This is a genomic window from Reyranella sp., from assembly GCF_965249915.1.
Taxonomy (GTDB): Bacteria; Pseudomonadota; Alphaproteobacteria; order Reyranellales; family Reyranellaceae; genus Reyranella.
The window spans coordinates 4,717,450-4,734,129 of the sequence record NZ_OZ252257.1; the positions used below are offsets into that span (position 1 = coordinate 4,717,450).

A 16,680-nucleotide genomic window follows, 5' to 3' on the forward strand; every position below is an offset into this window, starting at 1 on the left:
ATGCGCGGCGCCACCTCCGCTCCCAAAGGCCTGGGCTGGCTGCTGCTGCCGGCCCTGCTGGTGCTCGCCCTGTTCCTGGGCTCGGTGGCGCTGCTCCTCTTCCATGCCTTCTGGGGCAAGGACGGCTTCTCGCTGGTCTACTTCCGGCAGATCCTCGAACGCGCCGATTATCACGACGTCTTCCTGCGCACCGTGTCGATCGCCGCCATCGTGGCGGTCGCCGCGGCCGTGCTGGCCTATCCGATCGCGTGGCTGCTGTGGCGCCTGCCGCGCTGGCGTAACCTGTTGCTGGTCATCGTGCTGGTGCCGTGGCTCGTCAGCCTCGTGGTGCGTACCTATGGCTGGCTGGTGATCCTCGGCCCCAAGGGTTTCCTCAACGAGACGCTCAAGTGGGCCGGTGTCATCCAGTCGCCGCTGCCGCTGATCTTCAATGATCTCGGCGTGGTGATCGGCCTGACCCATGTGCTGATGCCCTTCTCCGTCATCGCCACGCTCTCGGTCCTGCTGCAGATCGACAACCGGCTGGAGGAAGCGAGCGAATCGCTGGGCGCCGGCGGCTTCGAGACCTGGCGTCGCGTCGTGCTGCCGCTCTCGCTGCCCGGGGTCTTCACCGGACTCGGCATCACCTTCCTCACCTCGATGGGCGCCATCGTGACGCCGATCCTGCTGGGCGGCATCCGCCAGAAGATGGCGGGCACGCAGATTTATCAAGAGGTCGTCTACAACTTCAACATGAGCAAGGCGTCGGCCTGGGCGATCTGCCTGCTGCTGCTGAGCGGGCTGGGTCTCGCCCTCCTGCGCATGCTCGAGGCGGCCCTGGTGCCGAAGGCCGACCGATGAACGCCCCGATCGTGAAGCTGGGCCGCGCCGCGTCGTTCGCGCTGCTGCTGTTCCTGCCCCTCCCGATCCTGGTGATCGGCGCCACCTCGTTCGCCGCCGCCGGCTATCTCCGATTCCCGCCGGGCGAACTCAGCCTGCGCTGGTATGCCGAGGCCGCCACCGATCCGCGCTGGATCGAGGCCTTCGCCACCAGCCTCGGGATCGCGGCGGTGGTATCCGTGCTCGTCACCGCCATCGCCTTCGCCGGCGCCTATGCCTGCCACCGGCTGCGGCCGCGCTGGCTGCCGGCCTTCGAGCTGGCCGTCATGTCGCCGCTGTTCTTCCCGCATGCCGCGCTGGGCGTGGCGCTGGTGAACGTCCTGGCGATGGCGGGCTATCTCGGTTCGGCCACCGGCATCGTCATCGCCCATATCGTCTGCACCCTGCCCTTCGCCTGGCGGCCGATCGTCGTCGCCCTGCAGCGGATCGACGGCGAGATCGTCGAGGCCGCCTCGCTGCTGGGCGCCGACGAACGACGCATCGCGCTCGGCATCGCCCTGCCGCTGGCCCGTTCGGGCCTCGTCACCGCGCTGCTCTTCTCGTTCATCATCTCGTTCGACGAGGTGACCATCACGATGTTCCTCACCGGACCGCAGGTCACGACCCTGCCGGTCCAGATCTATGCGTTCATCCAGGAGAATGCCTCGCCGGTGCTGGCGGCCATCTCGACCGCGACCGTCGTGGTGACGCTGGTGGTCGTCATGCTGCTGGAACGGCTGATCGGCCTCGAATTCTTCGTGGCCCATGACCCGGCCTAGCTTTTGGCCCGAGCTTCGCTCGGGCCTACCACCCCTTCGCCTTCATGTGCGCCTTCACGGCATCGAGGAACGCGTCGGCCAGTCGCGAGGGTTTGCGATGGCGCGGCCGCATCGCGCGGAAGAGATAACGGATCCGCGGCTCGAACGGCACGACCGCGATGCCGGCGCCGAGATAATCGCGGGCGGTGAACGGGTCGACGATCGAGACGCCGAGGCCGCGCGCGGCGAGCGCGCAGGCATCGGCGGAGGAGTAGACGTCGATCTGCAGCTGGCGCTCGATCCGCTCCTGCTCGAAGGCGGCATCGATCAGATGGCGCATGCGGCCATCGAGCGGGAAGGACAGGAAGCGTTCGCCGCGCAGGTCGGCGGGCCGGATCACCTTGCGCCGTGCCAGCCGATGGCCGCCCGGCAGCACGCAGACGGCGGCGGCGCGGCTCAGCTCCTCCGTCACCATGGCAGGATGCTCGAACGGCATCATCGAGAAGCCGAGGTCGATCTGCTGGTCGACCATCTTCTGGTTGATGTAGGTCGAGCTGCGGACCTGGAAGACGATGTGCGCCTTGGCATGGCGTTTCATGAAGGTGGCCATGACGTCCGGCAGGACGCTGCGGCCGAGCGCCGGCGTCGAGTAGATCAACAGGTCGCCGATCTGACGCTCCCGGATTTCCCGCGCCACGTCGGTCACGCGCTCCAGGCTGTGATAGAGCCGCGCCACTTCCTGTTCGAGGAGCCGGGCCTCGCTGGTCGGCGCCAGTCGTCGCTTGATGCGGGTGAACAGGGGATAGCCGATCTCGTGCTCCAGCCCCGCCAGGATCTTGCTCACCGCCGGCTGCGAGACACCCAGACGCTCCGCGGCGGCGGTCACCGTTCCATGCGCCATGATGGCGCGAAAGGCTTCGAGCTGACGCGACGTGATCATCATAACCTCGACGACTTAACCCCGTCGGACAATGACTTTGACCGCTTCGCGGCTCAAGCCTTTACTCATTCCTGTCAACGTTTTTGCGTGTGAGCCCTGTCATGCCTGCGGTTAATCAGTCGATTTTTGCAAGCGACTTCAAGGACGAGCCTTACTGGTGGCAGGCCTTCCGTCCGCAAGCCATCACCGCGCCCTCGCTGCCCGCCCGTACCGATGTCGTGGTCGTGGGCGGCGGCTATGCCGGCCTCGCCACGGCCCGCGCGCTGGCCGACGGCGGCGTGCAGAGCGTCGTGCTGGAAGCCGACGAGTTCGGCTCGGGCGCCTCGACGCGCAGCGGCGGCGCGCTGAGCGCCGGCCTGTCGATCGGCAAGAGCTTCACCGGCCGCACGCTCGACTATTCGCCCGGTCTGGTGCGCGACGTGGTGGGCTGGGCGATCGATGCCTATCGCGCGTTGATCGATCTGGTCGAGCAGGAGAAAATCGAGTGCCACCTCGAGCAGCGCGGCCGTTTCCTCGGCGCCTGTGCCGCCTCGCACTATGAAGGGCTGCGCACGCGCTTCGCCAAGCTGCGCGACGGCGGCGCCACGGACTGCCGGCTGATCACCCGCGAAGAGCAGCGCGAGGAGATCGGCAGCGACTTCTATCATGGCGGCATGGTGTTCGAGAGCGCGGGCAAGCTGCATCCGGCCCTGTTCTACGGCGGCCTGCTGGCAGCGGTGCGCCGGCGCAATTCGGTGACCCTGGCCGGCCATTGCCGCGCCACCGGGCTTGCCCGCGACGGCGAGGGCTGGCGGGTCAGCACCAGCATGGGCGAGGTCCGCGCGCGCCACGTCGTCGTCGCGACCAACGGCTACACGTCGGGCGTCACGCCGCGGCTGCAGAAGCGGCTGGTGCCGATCGCCAGCCACATCATCGCGACCGAAGAGCTGCCGGCGGACCTGATTCGCGAGATCTGCCCGAAGGGGCGCACCTTCTCCGAGACGCGGCGCGTGCTGCACTACTACCGGATCTCGCCCGACGGAAAGCGCGTCATCTTCGGCGGGCGTGCCCGCTTCACCGAAATCGACGCCGAACTCCGCGCCCAGCTCCTGCACCAGGCGCTCGTCGAACGGCTGCCGCAACTCGCCGACACCAAGGTCACCCACACCTGGCAGGGCAACGTCGCCTTCACCTACGACGCACTGCCGCATGCCGGCGAGCTCGACGGGCTGCACTTCGTGCTGGGCTGCAACGGCTCGGGCGTGTCGATGATGCCGTTCCTCGGCAATGCGATGGGGCAATCGATCGCCGGGCGCCTGCATGGCAAGGTGCCCTTCGCCGGGACGGAACTGCCGTCCATTCCCCTCTATTCCGGCAAGCCCTGGTTCCTACCGATGATCGGTGGCGCCTTCCGTACCCTGGACTACATCGACGAGAAGGTCAGATGAGCGCCTCGTTCTTTTCCGCCGACTACGAAGAAGCGCGCCAGCGCTTCCTCGACGCCTCGACCAAAGCCGGGGCCGGCGTCCGCCATCACGTCCATCCGTTGAAGGGCGCGGCGGGTGAGGAAATCGCCACCGACACGGCCCTGCTCGGGCCCGCCGACGCAAGCAAACTGTTCATCGTCAGCTCGGGCACGCACGGTCCGGAAGGCTTCTCCGGCTCGGCCTGCCAGCTCGCGCTGCTGAATGACGATCTGGCGAAGCGGGCGGCCGATCGCGGGATCGCGCTTCTGCTGATCCATGCCGTCAACCCGTTCGGATTCTCGCACCTGAAGCGGACGAACGAGGACAACATCGACCTCAACCGCAACTTCGGAGACTTCTCCCAACCCTATCCCGACAACCCGGTGTACGAGCAGATCCACGACCTGCTGGTGCCGGCGACCTGGCCGCCCTCCGCCGACAACGAGGAGCGCCTCACCACCGCGATGGCGCGCCTTGCAGGCCAGCGCAATCCCGGCGTGTCGAGCGGCCAGGCGAAGCATGCGGACGGGCTCTTCTACAGCGGCACGGCACCTGCCTGGAGCAACGCCACGATCCGCTCGATCCTGCGCGCTCATGGCCCGAACAAGCGGCACATCGCCTGGATCGACGTCCATACCGGCCTGGGACCTTATGGTCATGGCGAGAAGATCTTCGGCCGTCATTCCGAAGAAACCACGAGACGTGCAAAAGCCTGGTGGGGGAGCGACCTGATCGTGAGCACGGCGACCGAGTCGGTGTCGCCGCGCACGGTCGGGCACATCACCGGCTGCGCGCCGGAGGAATGTCCCGGCGCCGCGATCACGCCGACGACGCTGGAATACGGCACCGTGCCCAACCCCGTGGTGCGTCACGCGCTGCGCGGCGAGGCCTGGCTGGCGGGGCATCCCGATGCGCCGGCACCTCTCGTGAAGGACATCAGGCGGGCGGTGCGCGACGCCTTCTATGTCGATGCCGACGACTGGAAGGGCATGATCCTCGGCCAGTTCCGGGCCCACGCCCTGCAGACGATCAACGGGCTCGCAAACGAACAAATCTAGGGAGGACGCATGAACTTCAAGGCCCTGTTGGGCGCCGTCGCCGGGCTCGCGCTTGCGATGCCGGCCGCTGCGCAATCGACGCTCAAGATCGTCATGCATTCGGATCTCAAGATCCTCGACCCGATCTGGGCGTCGGCACAGATCAGCCGCACCCACGGCTACCTCGTCTACGACACACTGTTCGGCCTCGACGGCGATCTCAAGCCGCAGCCCCAGATGGTGGGGAATTGGAGCGTCGATCCGGCCGGGCTGGTCTACAGCTTCGCCCTGCGCGACGGGTTGAAGTGGCACGACGGGGCTGCCGTGACGGCCGAGGATTGCGTCGCCTCGCTCAAGCGCTGGGGCAGCCGCGATCCGGTCGGCCTCAAGCTCATGGCCAACGTGAAGGACCTCTCCGCGCCCGACGCCAAGACGATCCGCCTCGAACTCGCCCGGCCCTACGGCCTCGTGATCGAATCGCTGGCCAAGCCGGCCGGTGTCGTGCCCTTCATGATGCCCAAGCGCGTGGCCGACGCGCCGGCCACCCAGCAGATCAAGGATCCGACCGGCTCCGGCCCGTTCATGTTCAAGGCCGACGAATGGCGGCCCGGCGACCGCGTCGTCTACGTTAAGAATCCCAACTACGTGCCGCGCACCGAGCCGCCGGCCAACTATGCGGGCGGAAAGGTCGCCAAGGTCGATCGGGTCGAATGGGTATCGATCGCCGATCCGCAGACCGCGGTGAATGCGCTCGAGAACGGCGAGGTCGATGCGCTTGAATCGGTGGCGCACGATCTGCTGCCGCTGGTCGAGAAGCGCAAGGGTATCGAGGTGCAGCGCGGCGCCTATGCCAGCCAGTACGCGCTGCGACCCAACTGGCTCCATCCGCCCTTCAACGATCCCCGGATGCGGCTCGCCCTGGGCTACGCCATCGACCAGAAGGGCTTCCTCGACGCCGCCGTCGGCGATCCCAATTTCTGGCGTCTCTGCAAGACCTACTATGGCTGCGGCACGCCGCTGGCGTCGGACAAGGGTACGTCAGGCCTGCTCGAGGGCAATGTCGAGAAGGCCAAGGCGCTTCTCAAGGAGGCGGGCTACGATGGACGGCCGATCGTGCTGCTGCAGGTGACCGACCTCGCCTCGCTGGCCAATCTCGGCCCCGTCGCCAAGGCGCAGCTCGAACGGGTCGGCTTCAAGGTCGACATGCGTCCGGCCGACTGGCAGACGCACTTGGCACGCGTGATGCGCAAGGAGCCTCCCGAGGATCGCGGCTGGAACATCACCCTGTCGAGCACCGGCGTGATCGACGTCGCGAACCCGATCACCTCGCTGTTCCTCAACTCGGCCTGCGACAAGGCTTCTGCCGGCTGGTCGTGCGACGAGCGGATCGAGGCGATGCGCGAGGCCTTCGCGCTGGAGCCGGATGCAACGAAGCGCAAGGCGATCGCCGAGGAGATCCAGGAGCGCGCCCTGCAGCTCGGCACGCACTATCCACTCGGCGAGTGGTACAGCGCGTCGGCCGTCAGCGCCCGCACGAAGGGCTGGATCCGCCCTCCCTCGACGACCGTCTTCTGGAACGTCGAGATCGCGAAGCGCTGAGCTCGCGCGTCTACGAGGCTCGCCTCCGCCGCCCGAGCTTGAGCGCTGCGCATGCCGCCAGCGCGGCAGCCAGCAGCAGCATCAGGTCCATGCCGCTGACCGGCCACAGATGGCGCGCACCCAAGGTGCGCCCGGGATGATGGCCGGTCGTCGTCCAGTTCAGCAGCACGGCGGCAACGGCCAAAGCCACGATGAGCCAGCACTGCTCTATCCACGCGCGTGCCGGCCGTGCCCAGGCATGGGCGAAGGTCGCGAGCCAGACGAGATAGAATGCCCAGATCTCGAGCGCGGCGCGTCCTTGGCCCAGGGGCGCCACGCCGAGTGGCAGGAGGCGATTGACCACGAAGAATGCAAGCGTCGCGATAAGAATGCCTCCCACGGAGCCGATCGTCAGCCCTTCCACGATGTGCACGCCGCGCAGCCCCAGCTGCGCATGCCGGCGGCGGCGTGATTCCAGCCAGAATAGGGCTCCGGTTGCGATGAGGATGCAGCCCAGCAGGCCGAGCGCGAAGTAGAGCCACCGCAGAGTCCAGTGGCGGAACTGGATGAGATGAAACCCGGAGATGAAGCGTGAGGCCGTCACCACCGGCTGCGCGCCGATCCGTTGGTGCAGCAGTTGGCCCGTCGTCCCGTCGAAGGACGCCACATCGGCCGCGGCGCGCACGCGATCGTCGTTCGCGCGGCTCACCTGCACAACCGCCGCGGCGTCGCCGGGATTACGCACGGTCAGGAAGCGCGGTACGTCGCCTTCCCAGCCTGCGCGAGCCTGAGCGACCATCTCGTCCAGGGACGCGAGCGTGCCGGGCTTGTTCGCCTTCGCGCGATCGAACAGGTCGAAGGCTTCCGCGCCGAAGGCGCGCCGGTCGCCCTGGTAGGCAACCTGCCACACCGACGAGAAGTAGACCGAATAGAAGATGATCAGGCCCGACAGGGTGATGGCGATGTGGAACGGCAGGCCGAGCACGCCGGCGACATTATGGACGTCGAGGATCGAGCGACGCGGTTGCCTATCAATCCGGAACGTAAAGAAGTCGGCGAAGAATTTGCGATGGATGACCACGCCGGAAACGCACAGGACCAGCATCGCCATGCCAGCAAATCCCACCAGCCACGAGCCGATCTGGGCGAAGCGGATATGCAGATTGTAGTGGAACGGATAGAGGAACTGGGTGGCGGCCAGCGTGCCCGGATCGGGTAACGAAGCGCCCGTGACGGGATCGAGATAGCGCACGACCGGTCCTGACGGCGTGCGCCATGCTACACGAAAGATTGGCATCCGGTCGGTCGGCAACAGGACGGACCAGAAGGGTGCGCGCTCCGCAGCCGCCTCCTGGATCAGGGGCTGAAGTGCATCGAGCGGGAGGGGATTCTCCGGCAGGGACAGCCGCGTCGCGGGCATCATCCATCGGTCGATCTCGCGATCGAAGACACTTAGCGTGCCCATCCAGAAGATGGCGAACAGCAACCCCGCCAGCACCACACCGGTCCAGGTATGAAGCCAGCCCATCGCCCCCCGGAACGTCGGTCCCATCTACGTCGTCCGCAACACGGCGAAGGCCTCAGAAGTCCGCGGTCAACGCCAGACGGAAGGTCCGCGGCGCCCCGAGGAACAGCGTCGTAGCCCCAGACCCGCCCGCCCAGTAGTTGTTGTCGAACAGATTCTCGACGTTGAAGCGAATGGCCACGGGACTGCCGGTCGGACTGTTGTCGGTATCGAAGACGTAGCGAGCGCCGATGTCGAAGCGCGTCCAGTCCGGCAGGCTGCGCCGCGGCAGGGTCGTGTCGATGTATTGGGAGCCGGTGTAAACGACGCGGCCGTTCACGGTGAGACCACGCACGAACGGTAGATCCCATTCGACACTCGCCCTGAGCTGGAGGTTCGGCGAGAAGGGTGCCGTCCAGCCGTCGGTTGCGCCACCCTGTGTCTTGGTCAGCAGGGCATTGAGGAACATCGCCCCACCCAGCAGGCGAACGCCGGGCAGAGGTTCGCCGAAGACGTTCAGCTCAAGGCCCTGATTCTTCTGCTCCCCGCCCAGGAACTGGGTATTCGTGACGGTGTTCGTCAGGATGCTCGGCTGGGTGATCTGGAAGAGACTGGCCGTCGTCGTGAACTTGCCCCAGTCGGCCTTCACGCCGACCTCGTACTGCGTCGCCTTGAACGGCGGAAAAACTTCGCCGGCATTTGCGAAGGCGGTGCCGACGGTCGTACCCTGCTGCAGCCCCTGGATGAAGTTGCCGTACAGCGAGATGTTCTGCCAGGGCTTGAAGACGAGCGCGACGGACGGGCTCAGTGCGGTCTGCTCATAGCTGCTCGTGCGAGCACCGGTGATGACGTTGAAGTTCGAGGCCCCCACCTGCTGCAGGCGCGCGCCCAGGGTGAGCTGGATGCGCTTGTCGACGGCAGACAGGGTGTCGGCAATCACCAGGCTCTGCAGACTTTGCGTCGCGGTCTTGTTGGCGGCGGGATTGGCGAGACCGGCCGGCGCCACGTATATCGGATTGTATATGTTGGTGTTGTAGGCCGCGCCGACCACGGACGCGATACCGCTTGCCGATTCGTAGATCGACCCGCTGAACACGAACTCATGCGAGATGGGACCGGTCGTGGCGAGGGCCCTCACCCCTGCTTCGCCTGTCAGGACCTGGGCATAGGAATTCTGGACGGCCTGAGATCCTCGCGCCGCGCCGTTCTGGTTGGTGATGGTGACGATGTCCGTGCTGTAGAGCTGGCCGTAGCGGCTGTCGTGAACGCCGAACGACGCAAACGCCGTCACCGTTTCGAGCATGTCGACTTCGGCACGGAGGACCGCAAAGGCATCCTTGGTCCATTTGTTGCTCCATGCCTGAGCTGCGGGATTGTTGCGGACGTTCGGGGCCCAGGGAAGCTGCACGCCGGCGGCGAGGCCCAGATAGGGCACCACGCCTGTTGTGTACTCGTACTGGTATCCGAGGTCGGCGGAGAGCCGAACGTGATCGCCACGATAATCGAAACCGAGAACGCCAAGCAGGCGCTCGTCAGTATTGTACTGAATGTTTGTTTGGCCCGCGCGATAGGCGCCATTGAACCGCACGCCGAATTGCTGGTCATTGCCGAAGCGTCGGCCGACATCCACGGCGCCGCCAACCTGCGCGGCCGAATTGTAGTTCAGGGTCGCCTGGGTGAGCGGCGCATCACCGGCGCGCTTCGGCACGATATTGACAGTGCCGCCGATCGCGCCGGATGGGGACATCCCGCTCAGCATCGCACTTGGCCCCTTCAGGACCTCGATACGCTCGGCCATCTCCGGCATCACGGAGTAGGTCGGCAGCAGCCCGAACAGGCCGCCGTAGGTCCAGGCATTATTCTGGATATTGAAGCCGCGGATGTTGATGAGTTCGGCGCCGATGCCCCCGTCCGGCACATAGAAGCGAACGGAAGGGTCGTCGACCAGAACGTCACGCACCGAACGCGCCTGTTGGTCCTGTGCCTTCTTCGCCGTGAAGCTGGTCTGGTTGAACGGCGTGTCCATCACGTCGCGATTGCCGAGCACGCCGAGCTGGCCGCCCTTGGCGACCTGGCCGCCGGCGTAGGGCGGCGGGACGTTGTCGATCATCGCCTGTGACGGCACCGGGAACATGCCCTGCACCTGCACCGGGTCGAGCTGCAGGGCACCCGGCACCTGCGCGCCGGTGCCGAGTTTTTCGAGGACCACCGTATTGGCTTCGCTGAAGCGCCAACCGACGCCGGTTCCCGTCAGCAAGGCATTGAGCGCCTGCGCCACGGTGTAGGTCCCCGACAGGCCGGCGGTGCGCTTGCCGGCCAGATCTCCCGAGGCGCCGAGCAGCCGAATGCCGGCTTGATCCGCAAGCCGCGTCAACGCCGTATCGAGGTCCTGCGCGGGAATGTTGAAGGTCACGGTGCGCGGCGCCTGCGCCTGTTCCTGCGTCCGAGGCGCCCGTCCCGACTCACCCTGCGCCTCGACCAGGGCGGGCCACCACAGGCCGGTTGCGATCGTCGACGCGAGCAGCACACGTGAAACCAGCATGTCGTCCCCCAAAGCTACGCGGCGGCGGCAGGCGAGCTCCTTGATCTGGAGTGCTTCTCAGTCTCACCGTCTTGAAGGTAAGACGAATCGATGACGGCGAACTTGCAGCGCGCTCAGCGAATGATCGTCAGCAGGGGCATCTGGATGACCCGGGCCTTGCTGGTATCCTCGAGCGTGCGCAACAGATGATCAGGATCGTCGAGGTCGAAGACGCCTGTGACCTCAAGAGTCTTGAGTTCTTCGTTGGCGATGAAGATCCGTCCGCGGCGGTAGCGCTGCAGTTCCTCGACAACACTCTGCAGCGCCCGACGATTGAAGATGAGCTTGCCACGCTGCCACGCCGTGACAGCGTCGACGTCGACGGTGCGAACCTTCTGCCCGTCGCCCTCGCCGAAGCCGAGTCTCTGCCCCGCTTCCAGTCGGACCGGCGCGGCCTTCCCGATCGTGACCTCGACCGTGCCCTCGGTGACGATGACCTGCTCGCACGTGTCTTTGCGCCGCACGACGAAGGCCGTGCCGACCGCTCGGGCCTGGCCGTTTCCCGCCATCACGATGAATGGACGATTGGGGTCCTTGGCGACCTCGAACAGCGCTTCGCCGTCGTGGAGGGCAATACGTCGCTCATGGCCCGAATAGTCGACCGAGAGCGCGGTGGCGGTGTTGAGCGTAACGACCGAACCGTCCGCGAGGACGACACGCTGGCGCTCGCCTACAGCGGTGGCGTGATCCGCGTAGAAGCCGGAAAGAGGTCCCAGCACGTTGAGCCCGACGGTGACGACCGCAACGGAAGCGGCGGCGGCCGTCGCACCTGCAAATACGGTACGTCGGCTGACACGCCGCGGCGGGGGAGACAGCGACAGCGGTACGACGCCGCGACGCAGCGTGTCGGCCTGTCGGGTTTCCGCGACGACGCGCATCAGGGCTTCCGCCTCAGCTGCTGCAGCGTCGTGCATTGGCGACCGCTCGCGCCAATCCAGGAACGCCTGCCGATCGTTCACCGTAGCGCGGCCTGAACTCAGTCGCACCAGCCAGTCGATGGCTTCGTCGCTCAGCGCTCGGTCGCGAGAAGGCGACGCGACGACTGGTTCTTCCCCCTCATTCGACATTCGACGTGACTCTACCCCCGACTCAACGACGATTGACGGAGTGCCGGCTTGCAGCGGCTGCCGGTAACTTATCCGTTATCATTGCGTCGCAGCCGGTCGCGGCAATGACGGAGCGCCTGTGCGATGTATTTGGCCACCATGCTCTCGGACACGCCGAGTTGGCCGGCGATCTCGACGAAGGACCGCCCCTCGACCCGGCTGAGCAACAGGGCAAGACGCGGTTTCGACGGCAACTCGTCCAGCGCTGCCTCCAGCAGACGCAGCCGCTCGCGGGCAAGCGCGCTCGCCTCAGGAGACGGTGCCGTATCGGGCACCGTTTCCGCCGCTTCGAGGAGGGTGAGGTCGGCCGCGATCCGGCCTTCGCGCCGCATCGTGTCGATCGCCAGATTGCCGGCGACGCGATAGACGAAGGCTCGTGGATTTTGAATGTCGAGACTGGTCGGCGGGATGGCCGCCAGCCGGACATAGGTATCCTGGGCCACATCGGCGGCACGCTCGGCATTACCGGTCCGCCGCGTCAGGAAGCGCAGCAGATCCTGGTAGTTCTCGCGAAAGCTCGCGATCAAAGCCGATACGTCGTGCCGCCCCATGGTCCCGATTCGCTATCCTGGGACCGGTCTATTCTACTTGCGAATGACTCGCAAATACTAACGCAGACTTACTTCTTCTGGGCGCCCGGCAGGAAGTCGTCGAGCGGCACGCCGAAGCTGTTGAGCGCCCAGGAGACGAGATTGTACTGGCCGACCGTGAACACGGCGTCCATGAGCTGCTCGGTCGAGTAGGTCTTCGACAGGGTGGCCCAGGTCGCGTCGGAGGCGACCGAGTTCTCGAAGAGATCGTCGGCGAGCTGCATCAGCGCCGCCTCGTGCTCGTTCCAGCCCTTGGCCTTGGGCCCTTCCTTGAGATTGGCGATGTCGGTATCCGTGACGCCGCCCCTCTTGGCGATCAGCTCGTGCTGCGCGAATTCGTATTCGGCCTGGTTCAGCCAGCCGATGCGCAGGATCAGCAGCTCGCGATCGCGGAAGGGGAGGGTCTGCTTGGACAGGATGTGGCCGGCAAACGGCGTCCAGCGCTTCGTCAGCGCGGGGTGATTGGCCATCACCTTGAAGATGTTGAACACCTGGCCGTTCAGGGCGTTCTTCTCGATGGCCTCGCGATCCTCCGCCTTCATGGTCGAGAGGTCACGAATCGGAATACGCTGCTTGCGCTTGATCACCACTTTCCTCCTTTGTCGGTCGTGATGTGGACTAGCGTCCCCTCAGGCGACCGACAAGGCGAAAGGCACTAATCCGCGCGCAGGCTTTCGCGCGGCGGCTGGAGCTTGGCCGCCGCGAGGCGCGCCTGGCCCGGCGTATTGAACTGGTGCCCTTCCAACGCGAAGAAGGGACGCGTGAAGGCATGGAAGCGAAACGCATTGCCTTCCTTGAGGACGACGCCGGCGGGCTTTCCCCAGATTTCGACGACGAAGGGCTCGGGCATGGCGCGGTCTCCTTCAGGCTGAAGCATCTGCGATCGGTCGTGAGATGGTGTCGGCATGGCGAGAAGACAATGACCAAGAGTGTCGAAACATCCGTGAGTTGGAGCAGACGCTTTGCGTACGGCATCAATATGGCGTCAGCATTTTTTCCTTGCTGGTGCTGCGCTCATCGTTGCTGAACAATGACATCGAAATGTCACGTGACCTCACCCGCTCACGCTTCCTGCGCAGCGCCGGGATCACGGCCGCGATGCTCGCTGCCGGCCCGGCGAGCGCGCAGGCACGCCGTGAAGAACAGGTGATTGTCAGCGGCATCGAGACGGCAACGATCGATGGTCGCGATTGGGACAGGCCGATACCGGGCGGCCATACGGTCGACGGCGTGCATCGCTCCGTCCTTCTGCGCTTCCCGGGGGCCGCCGATGCCATCGCGCTGCACCTCTTGCATGGTCGCGTGCTGGCAAGGGCCGAACTGGTGCTGGGCTACGATGGATACGAGATCGTGCCGGAGGGCTACACCTGTCGCGAAGGGCTGGGCCGCAAGCTCTGGACCGACGATCCGCCGACCTGGCACATCGTGGCGTGGCCGCTACGCCAGCCCTGGGTCGCCGATGCCGCAATCGGTCCGACCTTCAATGCGAGCATCAACGGCAGGCGCTATTGGGGCCGCTGGGGCGCGACCGATCCGACACGCGACCGCTTCGATGGGATTCTCGACCCGCAGGAACTGTCGCTGCAGCAGCCCTCGGCTCGCTTCGACATCACGCGCTTCTTCTCCACCGACATCCTTGCGCGCGATCCTTCGACCCGGCTGCTGATGGCCGAGCGCTGCGGCTTCCTGCTGCGCAAGCTCGAGACCTACGACACGCGCTATCGCGAACCCGGCAATGCCTACGAATGGGCGATGCCGATCGGCGGACACGGGCTGAAGTTCAAATCCGCGCGCCTGCAGTTCACGATGCGGCAGCTCGACGGCGGCCGCACGGTTGCGATCACATCGCCACCCGATGCGGAGCGTGCCCTGCCCCGCACCGCCGACGGCAGCCAGCCGACGGCTCGTCTCCTGCCGATCCAGGAGATTGCCAAGCGGGCGCGCGCCGCCAGTCGCACCCTGGAGCAACGCCCCGAATGGCAGATCGCACGCATCCGCGAACTGCAACGCGTCGGCGGCGACAATGTCAGCCCGTGGGCGGAGGTCGGCGGGCCCGACGCGCCGAGCGCGTACGAAAGCCGGCTCAAGGAGCTGCTCGCCATTCCGCCGCGCTACTGGATGGGCTGGGAGATCGCCGACCTGCTGCTCATCTGGCACCTGTTCCGCGAGCTGCTGCCGGAGCCGGTGCAGGACCACCTGAAGGCCTACTGGACCGCCTGGCTGCAGCCCGACCTGCCGACCACCGCATTCGTGTCGCCGCAGGGTCCCGAAGCGATCGACTACTGGCGCCGCAACAAGGACTGGCACGGTCGCGCGTCGTTCTTCCGCGACGGCTACAACTACGCCGTCAGCACGCAGAATTTCAATCACACTGCCGCCATGGGCGCCCTGCTCGGCGGCGCGATGATCGGCTCTTCTCATGCGATGGGCGATGGGCGGCATGGTCTCGAGAACCTGCCGCTGCGCTTCTGGGGCTTCCTCGACGGCAGCACGCAGGAGATGCTCGACCCCTATTACCTGTCGATCACCCTGAGCGCCCTCAAGCTGTTCAGGGACTATGGACCGACGCCGCTCGACCGCCTGATGGGACGCGTGCTGGTCGATCGCACGCTGGAGCTGCTCATCAGCGTCTATCATCCGGCGCTGCGCCGCTTCGTCTGTTCCGGCACCCGCGTCCGCCTCTCGGGCGTCCTCGCGGAACAGGACGGCATCTACGGGGCGCTCCACACCGTATCGAAGGCCGGAGTCGTCAATCATCTCGACCTGACTGCGAAGGGCACGGTGCATGACATGCCGGCCTGGGGTTACGATTTCCCGCCGGGCCGCGTGGCGATGCAGAGCCTGGCAGCCCCGTGGGCACCCGACTGGGTATCCGGCCCGATCGACGACCGCACCCAGCCCTGCGAGGAGACCTCCGCCGAGACGACGCGCGGCATCTACAAGCCACCCCTCTGGAAGCGAACCTATCTCGGCCGCTGGCACGGGCTTGCCAGCCAGGACATGCGCGGCGGCACGGTCGATCTCGTCGGCCAGTGGGTGCGCGCCCCACGGACCGCCACGACTCCGGCAGAGCGCGGCATGCTGACCGCCCGCTATTCGGCCAATACGCCGAACCTCACCACGACGCGCGAAGGGCTGATCCCGCAGGCCGGCCTGCTCCTCACCTTCCAGAGCCGCAACCGCGCCATCGTCTTCGCAACACCGCACTGCAACCGCGAGCGCTTCCTCGACGCCGCCACCAACAGGATCGCCGCGCTGGCGACGGTGATCGGGCTCTGGAACTTCGCGGCGTCACCCGGCTGGGAAATCCATGCGGGCGATCGCCGCCTCGACTCGTTTCCGCAGAAGCTGCCGGCCGGTCAGCGCCTGTTCCTGCGCGACGGCGTGAGCTACCTCGCGATCCTTCCACTGCCCTCGACCGATCTCGGCCGCGACACCGGCATCGAGATCGCGCCGGGGATTGCCGCAGAAGCCGAACCGAACGACGCGCTGGTGGGGCCTGCCCTCACCATCTCCCTGTTCAATCTGCGCCGTGCACAGCCGGTGCCGGTCTCTTCGCTCGATTTGCGGGAAATCCTGTCGCGCACTTATGGCGGCTTCGTGCTCGAGATGGGCGACGAGGCCCAGCATGGCAGCTTCGATGCCTTCCGCCGCCATATCGGCGCCGCCGAGCTGAAGGCGGAGTGGAACGCCGCCAAGCGCGTCATGGACGTCACCTATCGCAGCGGCGGCGATCTGATGGAGGCGGGCTTCTCCACGGAGTTCGCCCAACCCGCGGCGATCAACTATCCGCTGGAGGGCGGCGCCCAGCAGAAGGCGATCCCCTATCGCCGGCTGAACGGCGCCTGGCCTTACCTGCCGCCGGGGCTCGATCGCGACAGTTTCTGGGCGCAGCAGGGCACCACCGGCCGGTTGGAAAAGGCCGGCACGGTGCTGACGACCGAGAGCGGGCGCAAGGCGTACCTGATCGCCGATCCGTCGAGCGGTGCGGTTGTGGCGTACAATCCGCTGCCCGACCCTCAGGATTTCGCGCTCGCGACGCGCGACGGCGCCAGCTTTCGCGCCGACGGCAAAATCGGCCTGATGCGTCTGGAATACCGGCCCTGGGCGCACGAGGTCGAGATCGACCATACGCCCAAGCCCGGCCAGGACGGCCTGGCCTCGACGATCACGGTTTCGGGGCTTGCCCGTGAGCCCAAGGTTACGGTCAATGGCCACCGTGTCGATCCGCGCATCGCCGGCGATACTTTTCAGATACCGATAGCCTGATCGACCCATGGAAA

At 66.2% G+C, this 16,680-nt stretch carries 13 protein-coding genes and 1 pseudogene; 6 read left to right on the plus strand and 8 right to left on the minus strand.

Annotated features, from left to right (window positions below; genetic code table 11):
* Both ACP15H_RS23300 and ACP15H_RS23305 read left to right on the plus strand, forming a co-directional pair.
* Positions 1-840 carry an ABC transporter permease gene (locus tag ACP15H_RS23300; RefSeq protein WP_425068516.1) on the plus strand — a complete coding sequence of 280 codons (840 nt, stop codon included), beginning with the start codon at positions 1-3 and terminating at the stop codon, positions 838-840.
* Positions 837-1,637 (plus strand): ABC transporter permease, encoded by an 801-nt coding sequence (locus ACP15H_RS23305; RefSeq protein ID WP_425068517.1) that lies wholly within the window; start codon positions 837-839, stop codon positions 1,635-1,637. Before ACP15H_RS23300 ends, ACP15H_RS23305 begins: the two co-directional genes overlap by 4 nt.
* Positions 1,638-1,662: 25 nt before the next feature.
* Here the strand turns inward: ACP15H_RS23305 and ACP15H_RS23310 are convergent, their stop codons facing one another.
* Complete coding sequence (locus tag ACP15H_RS23310) at positions 1,663-2,556, minus strand: LysR substrate-binding domain-containing protein (protein WP_425068518.1); 894 nt, start codon at positions 2,554-2,556, stop codon at positions 1,663-1,665.
* A gap of 101 nt (positions 2,557-2,657) precedes the next feature.
* Here ACP15H_RS23310 and ACP15H_RS23315 point away from each other — a divergent pair, with 101 nt between their 5' ends.
* Genes ACP15H_RS23315 through ACP15H_RS23325 form a run of 3 tightly spaced genes read left to right on the plus strand, consistent with a single transcriptional unit; the run spans position 2,658 to position 6,637 of the window.
* On the plus strand, positions 2,658-3,983 hold the full coding sequence (locus ACP15H_RS23315) for an NAD(P)/FAD-dependent oxidoreductase (protein ID WP_425068519.1): 1,326 nt from the start codon (positions 2,658-2,660) through the stop codon (positions 3,981-3,983).
* A complete protein-coding gene (locus tag ACP15H_RS23320) occupies positions 3,980-5,059 on the plus strand; it encodes a M14 family metallopeptidase (RefSeq protein WP_425068520.1) in 1,080 nt (359 codons plus the stop codon). Before ACP15H_RS23315 ends, ACP15H_RS23320 begins: the two co-directional genes overlap by 4 nt.
* Positions 5,060-5,068: 9 nt before the next feature.
* Positions 5,069-6,637 carry an ABC transporter substrate-binding protein gene (locus ACP15H_RS23325; RefSeq protein WP_425068521.1) on the plus strand — a complete coding sequence of 523 codons (1,569 nt, stop codon included), beginning with the start codon at positions 5,069-5,071 and terminating at the stop codon, positions 6,635-6,637.
* A gap of 10 nt (positions 6,638-6,647) precedes the next feature.
* Here ACP15H_RS23325 and ACP15H_RS23330 read toward each other — a convergent pair whose 3' ends face one another.
* From ACP15H_RS23330 to ACP15H_RS23360, 7 genes and pseudogenes are all read right to left on the minus strand, one after another.
* Positions 6,648-8,168 carry a PepSY-associated TM helix domain-containing protein gene (locus tag ACP15H_RS23330; RefSeq protein WP_425068522.1) on the minus strand — a complete coding sequence of 507 codons (1,521 nt, stop codon included), beginning with the start codon at positions 8,166-8,168 and terminating at the stop codon, positions 6,648-6,650.
* Between the two features lie 28 nt (positions 8,169-8,196).
* The gene (locus tag ACP15H_RS23335) at positions 8,197-10,662 is read right to left on the minus strand and encodes a TonB-dependent siderophore receptor (RefSeq protein WP_425068523.1); all 2,466 of its coding nucleotides are present in this window, start codon (positions 10,660-10,662) and stop codon (positions 8,197-8,199) included.
* Positions 10,663-10,775: 113 nt separating this feature from the next.
* Entirely contained in the window at positions 10,776-11,579 is an 804-nt protein-coding gene (locus tag ACP15H_RS23340; protein ID WP_425069957.1) for a FecR family protein, read from the minus strand.
* A 12-nt stretch (positions 11,580-11,591) separates the two neighbouring features.
* Positions 11,592-11,768 (minus strand): annotated as a pseudogene (locus ACP15H_RS23345) (FecR/PupR family sigma factor regulator); the annotation flags it as partial.
* Between the two features lie 68 nt (positions 11,769-11,836).
* Positions 11,837-12,358, minus strand: a complete 522-nt coding sequence (locus ACP15H_RS23350) for an RNA polymerase sigma factor (RefSeq protein WP_425068524.1) — start codon at positions 12,356-12,358, stop codon at positions 11,837-11,839.
* Positions 12,359-12,426: 68 nt separating this feature from the next.
* Positions 12,427-12,984, minus strand: a complete 558-nt coding sequence (locus tag ACP15H_RS23355; RefSeq protein ID WP_425068525.1) for a carboxymuconolactone decarboxylase family protein — start codon at positions 12,982-12,984, stop codon at positions 12,427-12,429.
* Positions 12,985-13,052: 68 nt separating this feature from the next.
* Positions 13,053-13,247: a hypothetical protein gene (locus ACP15H_RS23360; protein ID WP_425068526.1), complete on the minus strand. Its 195-nt coding sequence runs from the start codon at positions 13,245-13,247 to the stop codon at positions 13,053-13,055.
* A gap of 191 nt (positions 13,248-13,438) precedes the next feature.
* On the opposite strand from ACP15H_RS23360, the gene ACP15H_RS23365 reads away from it, so the two are divergent.
* Positions 13,439-16,666, plus strand: a complete 3,228-nt coding sequence (locus tag ACP15H_RS23365; RefSeq protein WP_425068527.1) for a hypothetical protein — start codon at positions 13,439-13,441, stop codon at positions 16,664-16,666.
* Positions 16,667-16,680: the final 14 nt, after the last annotated feature.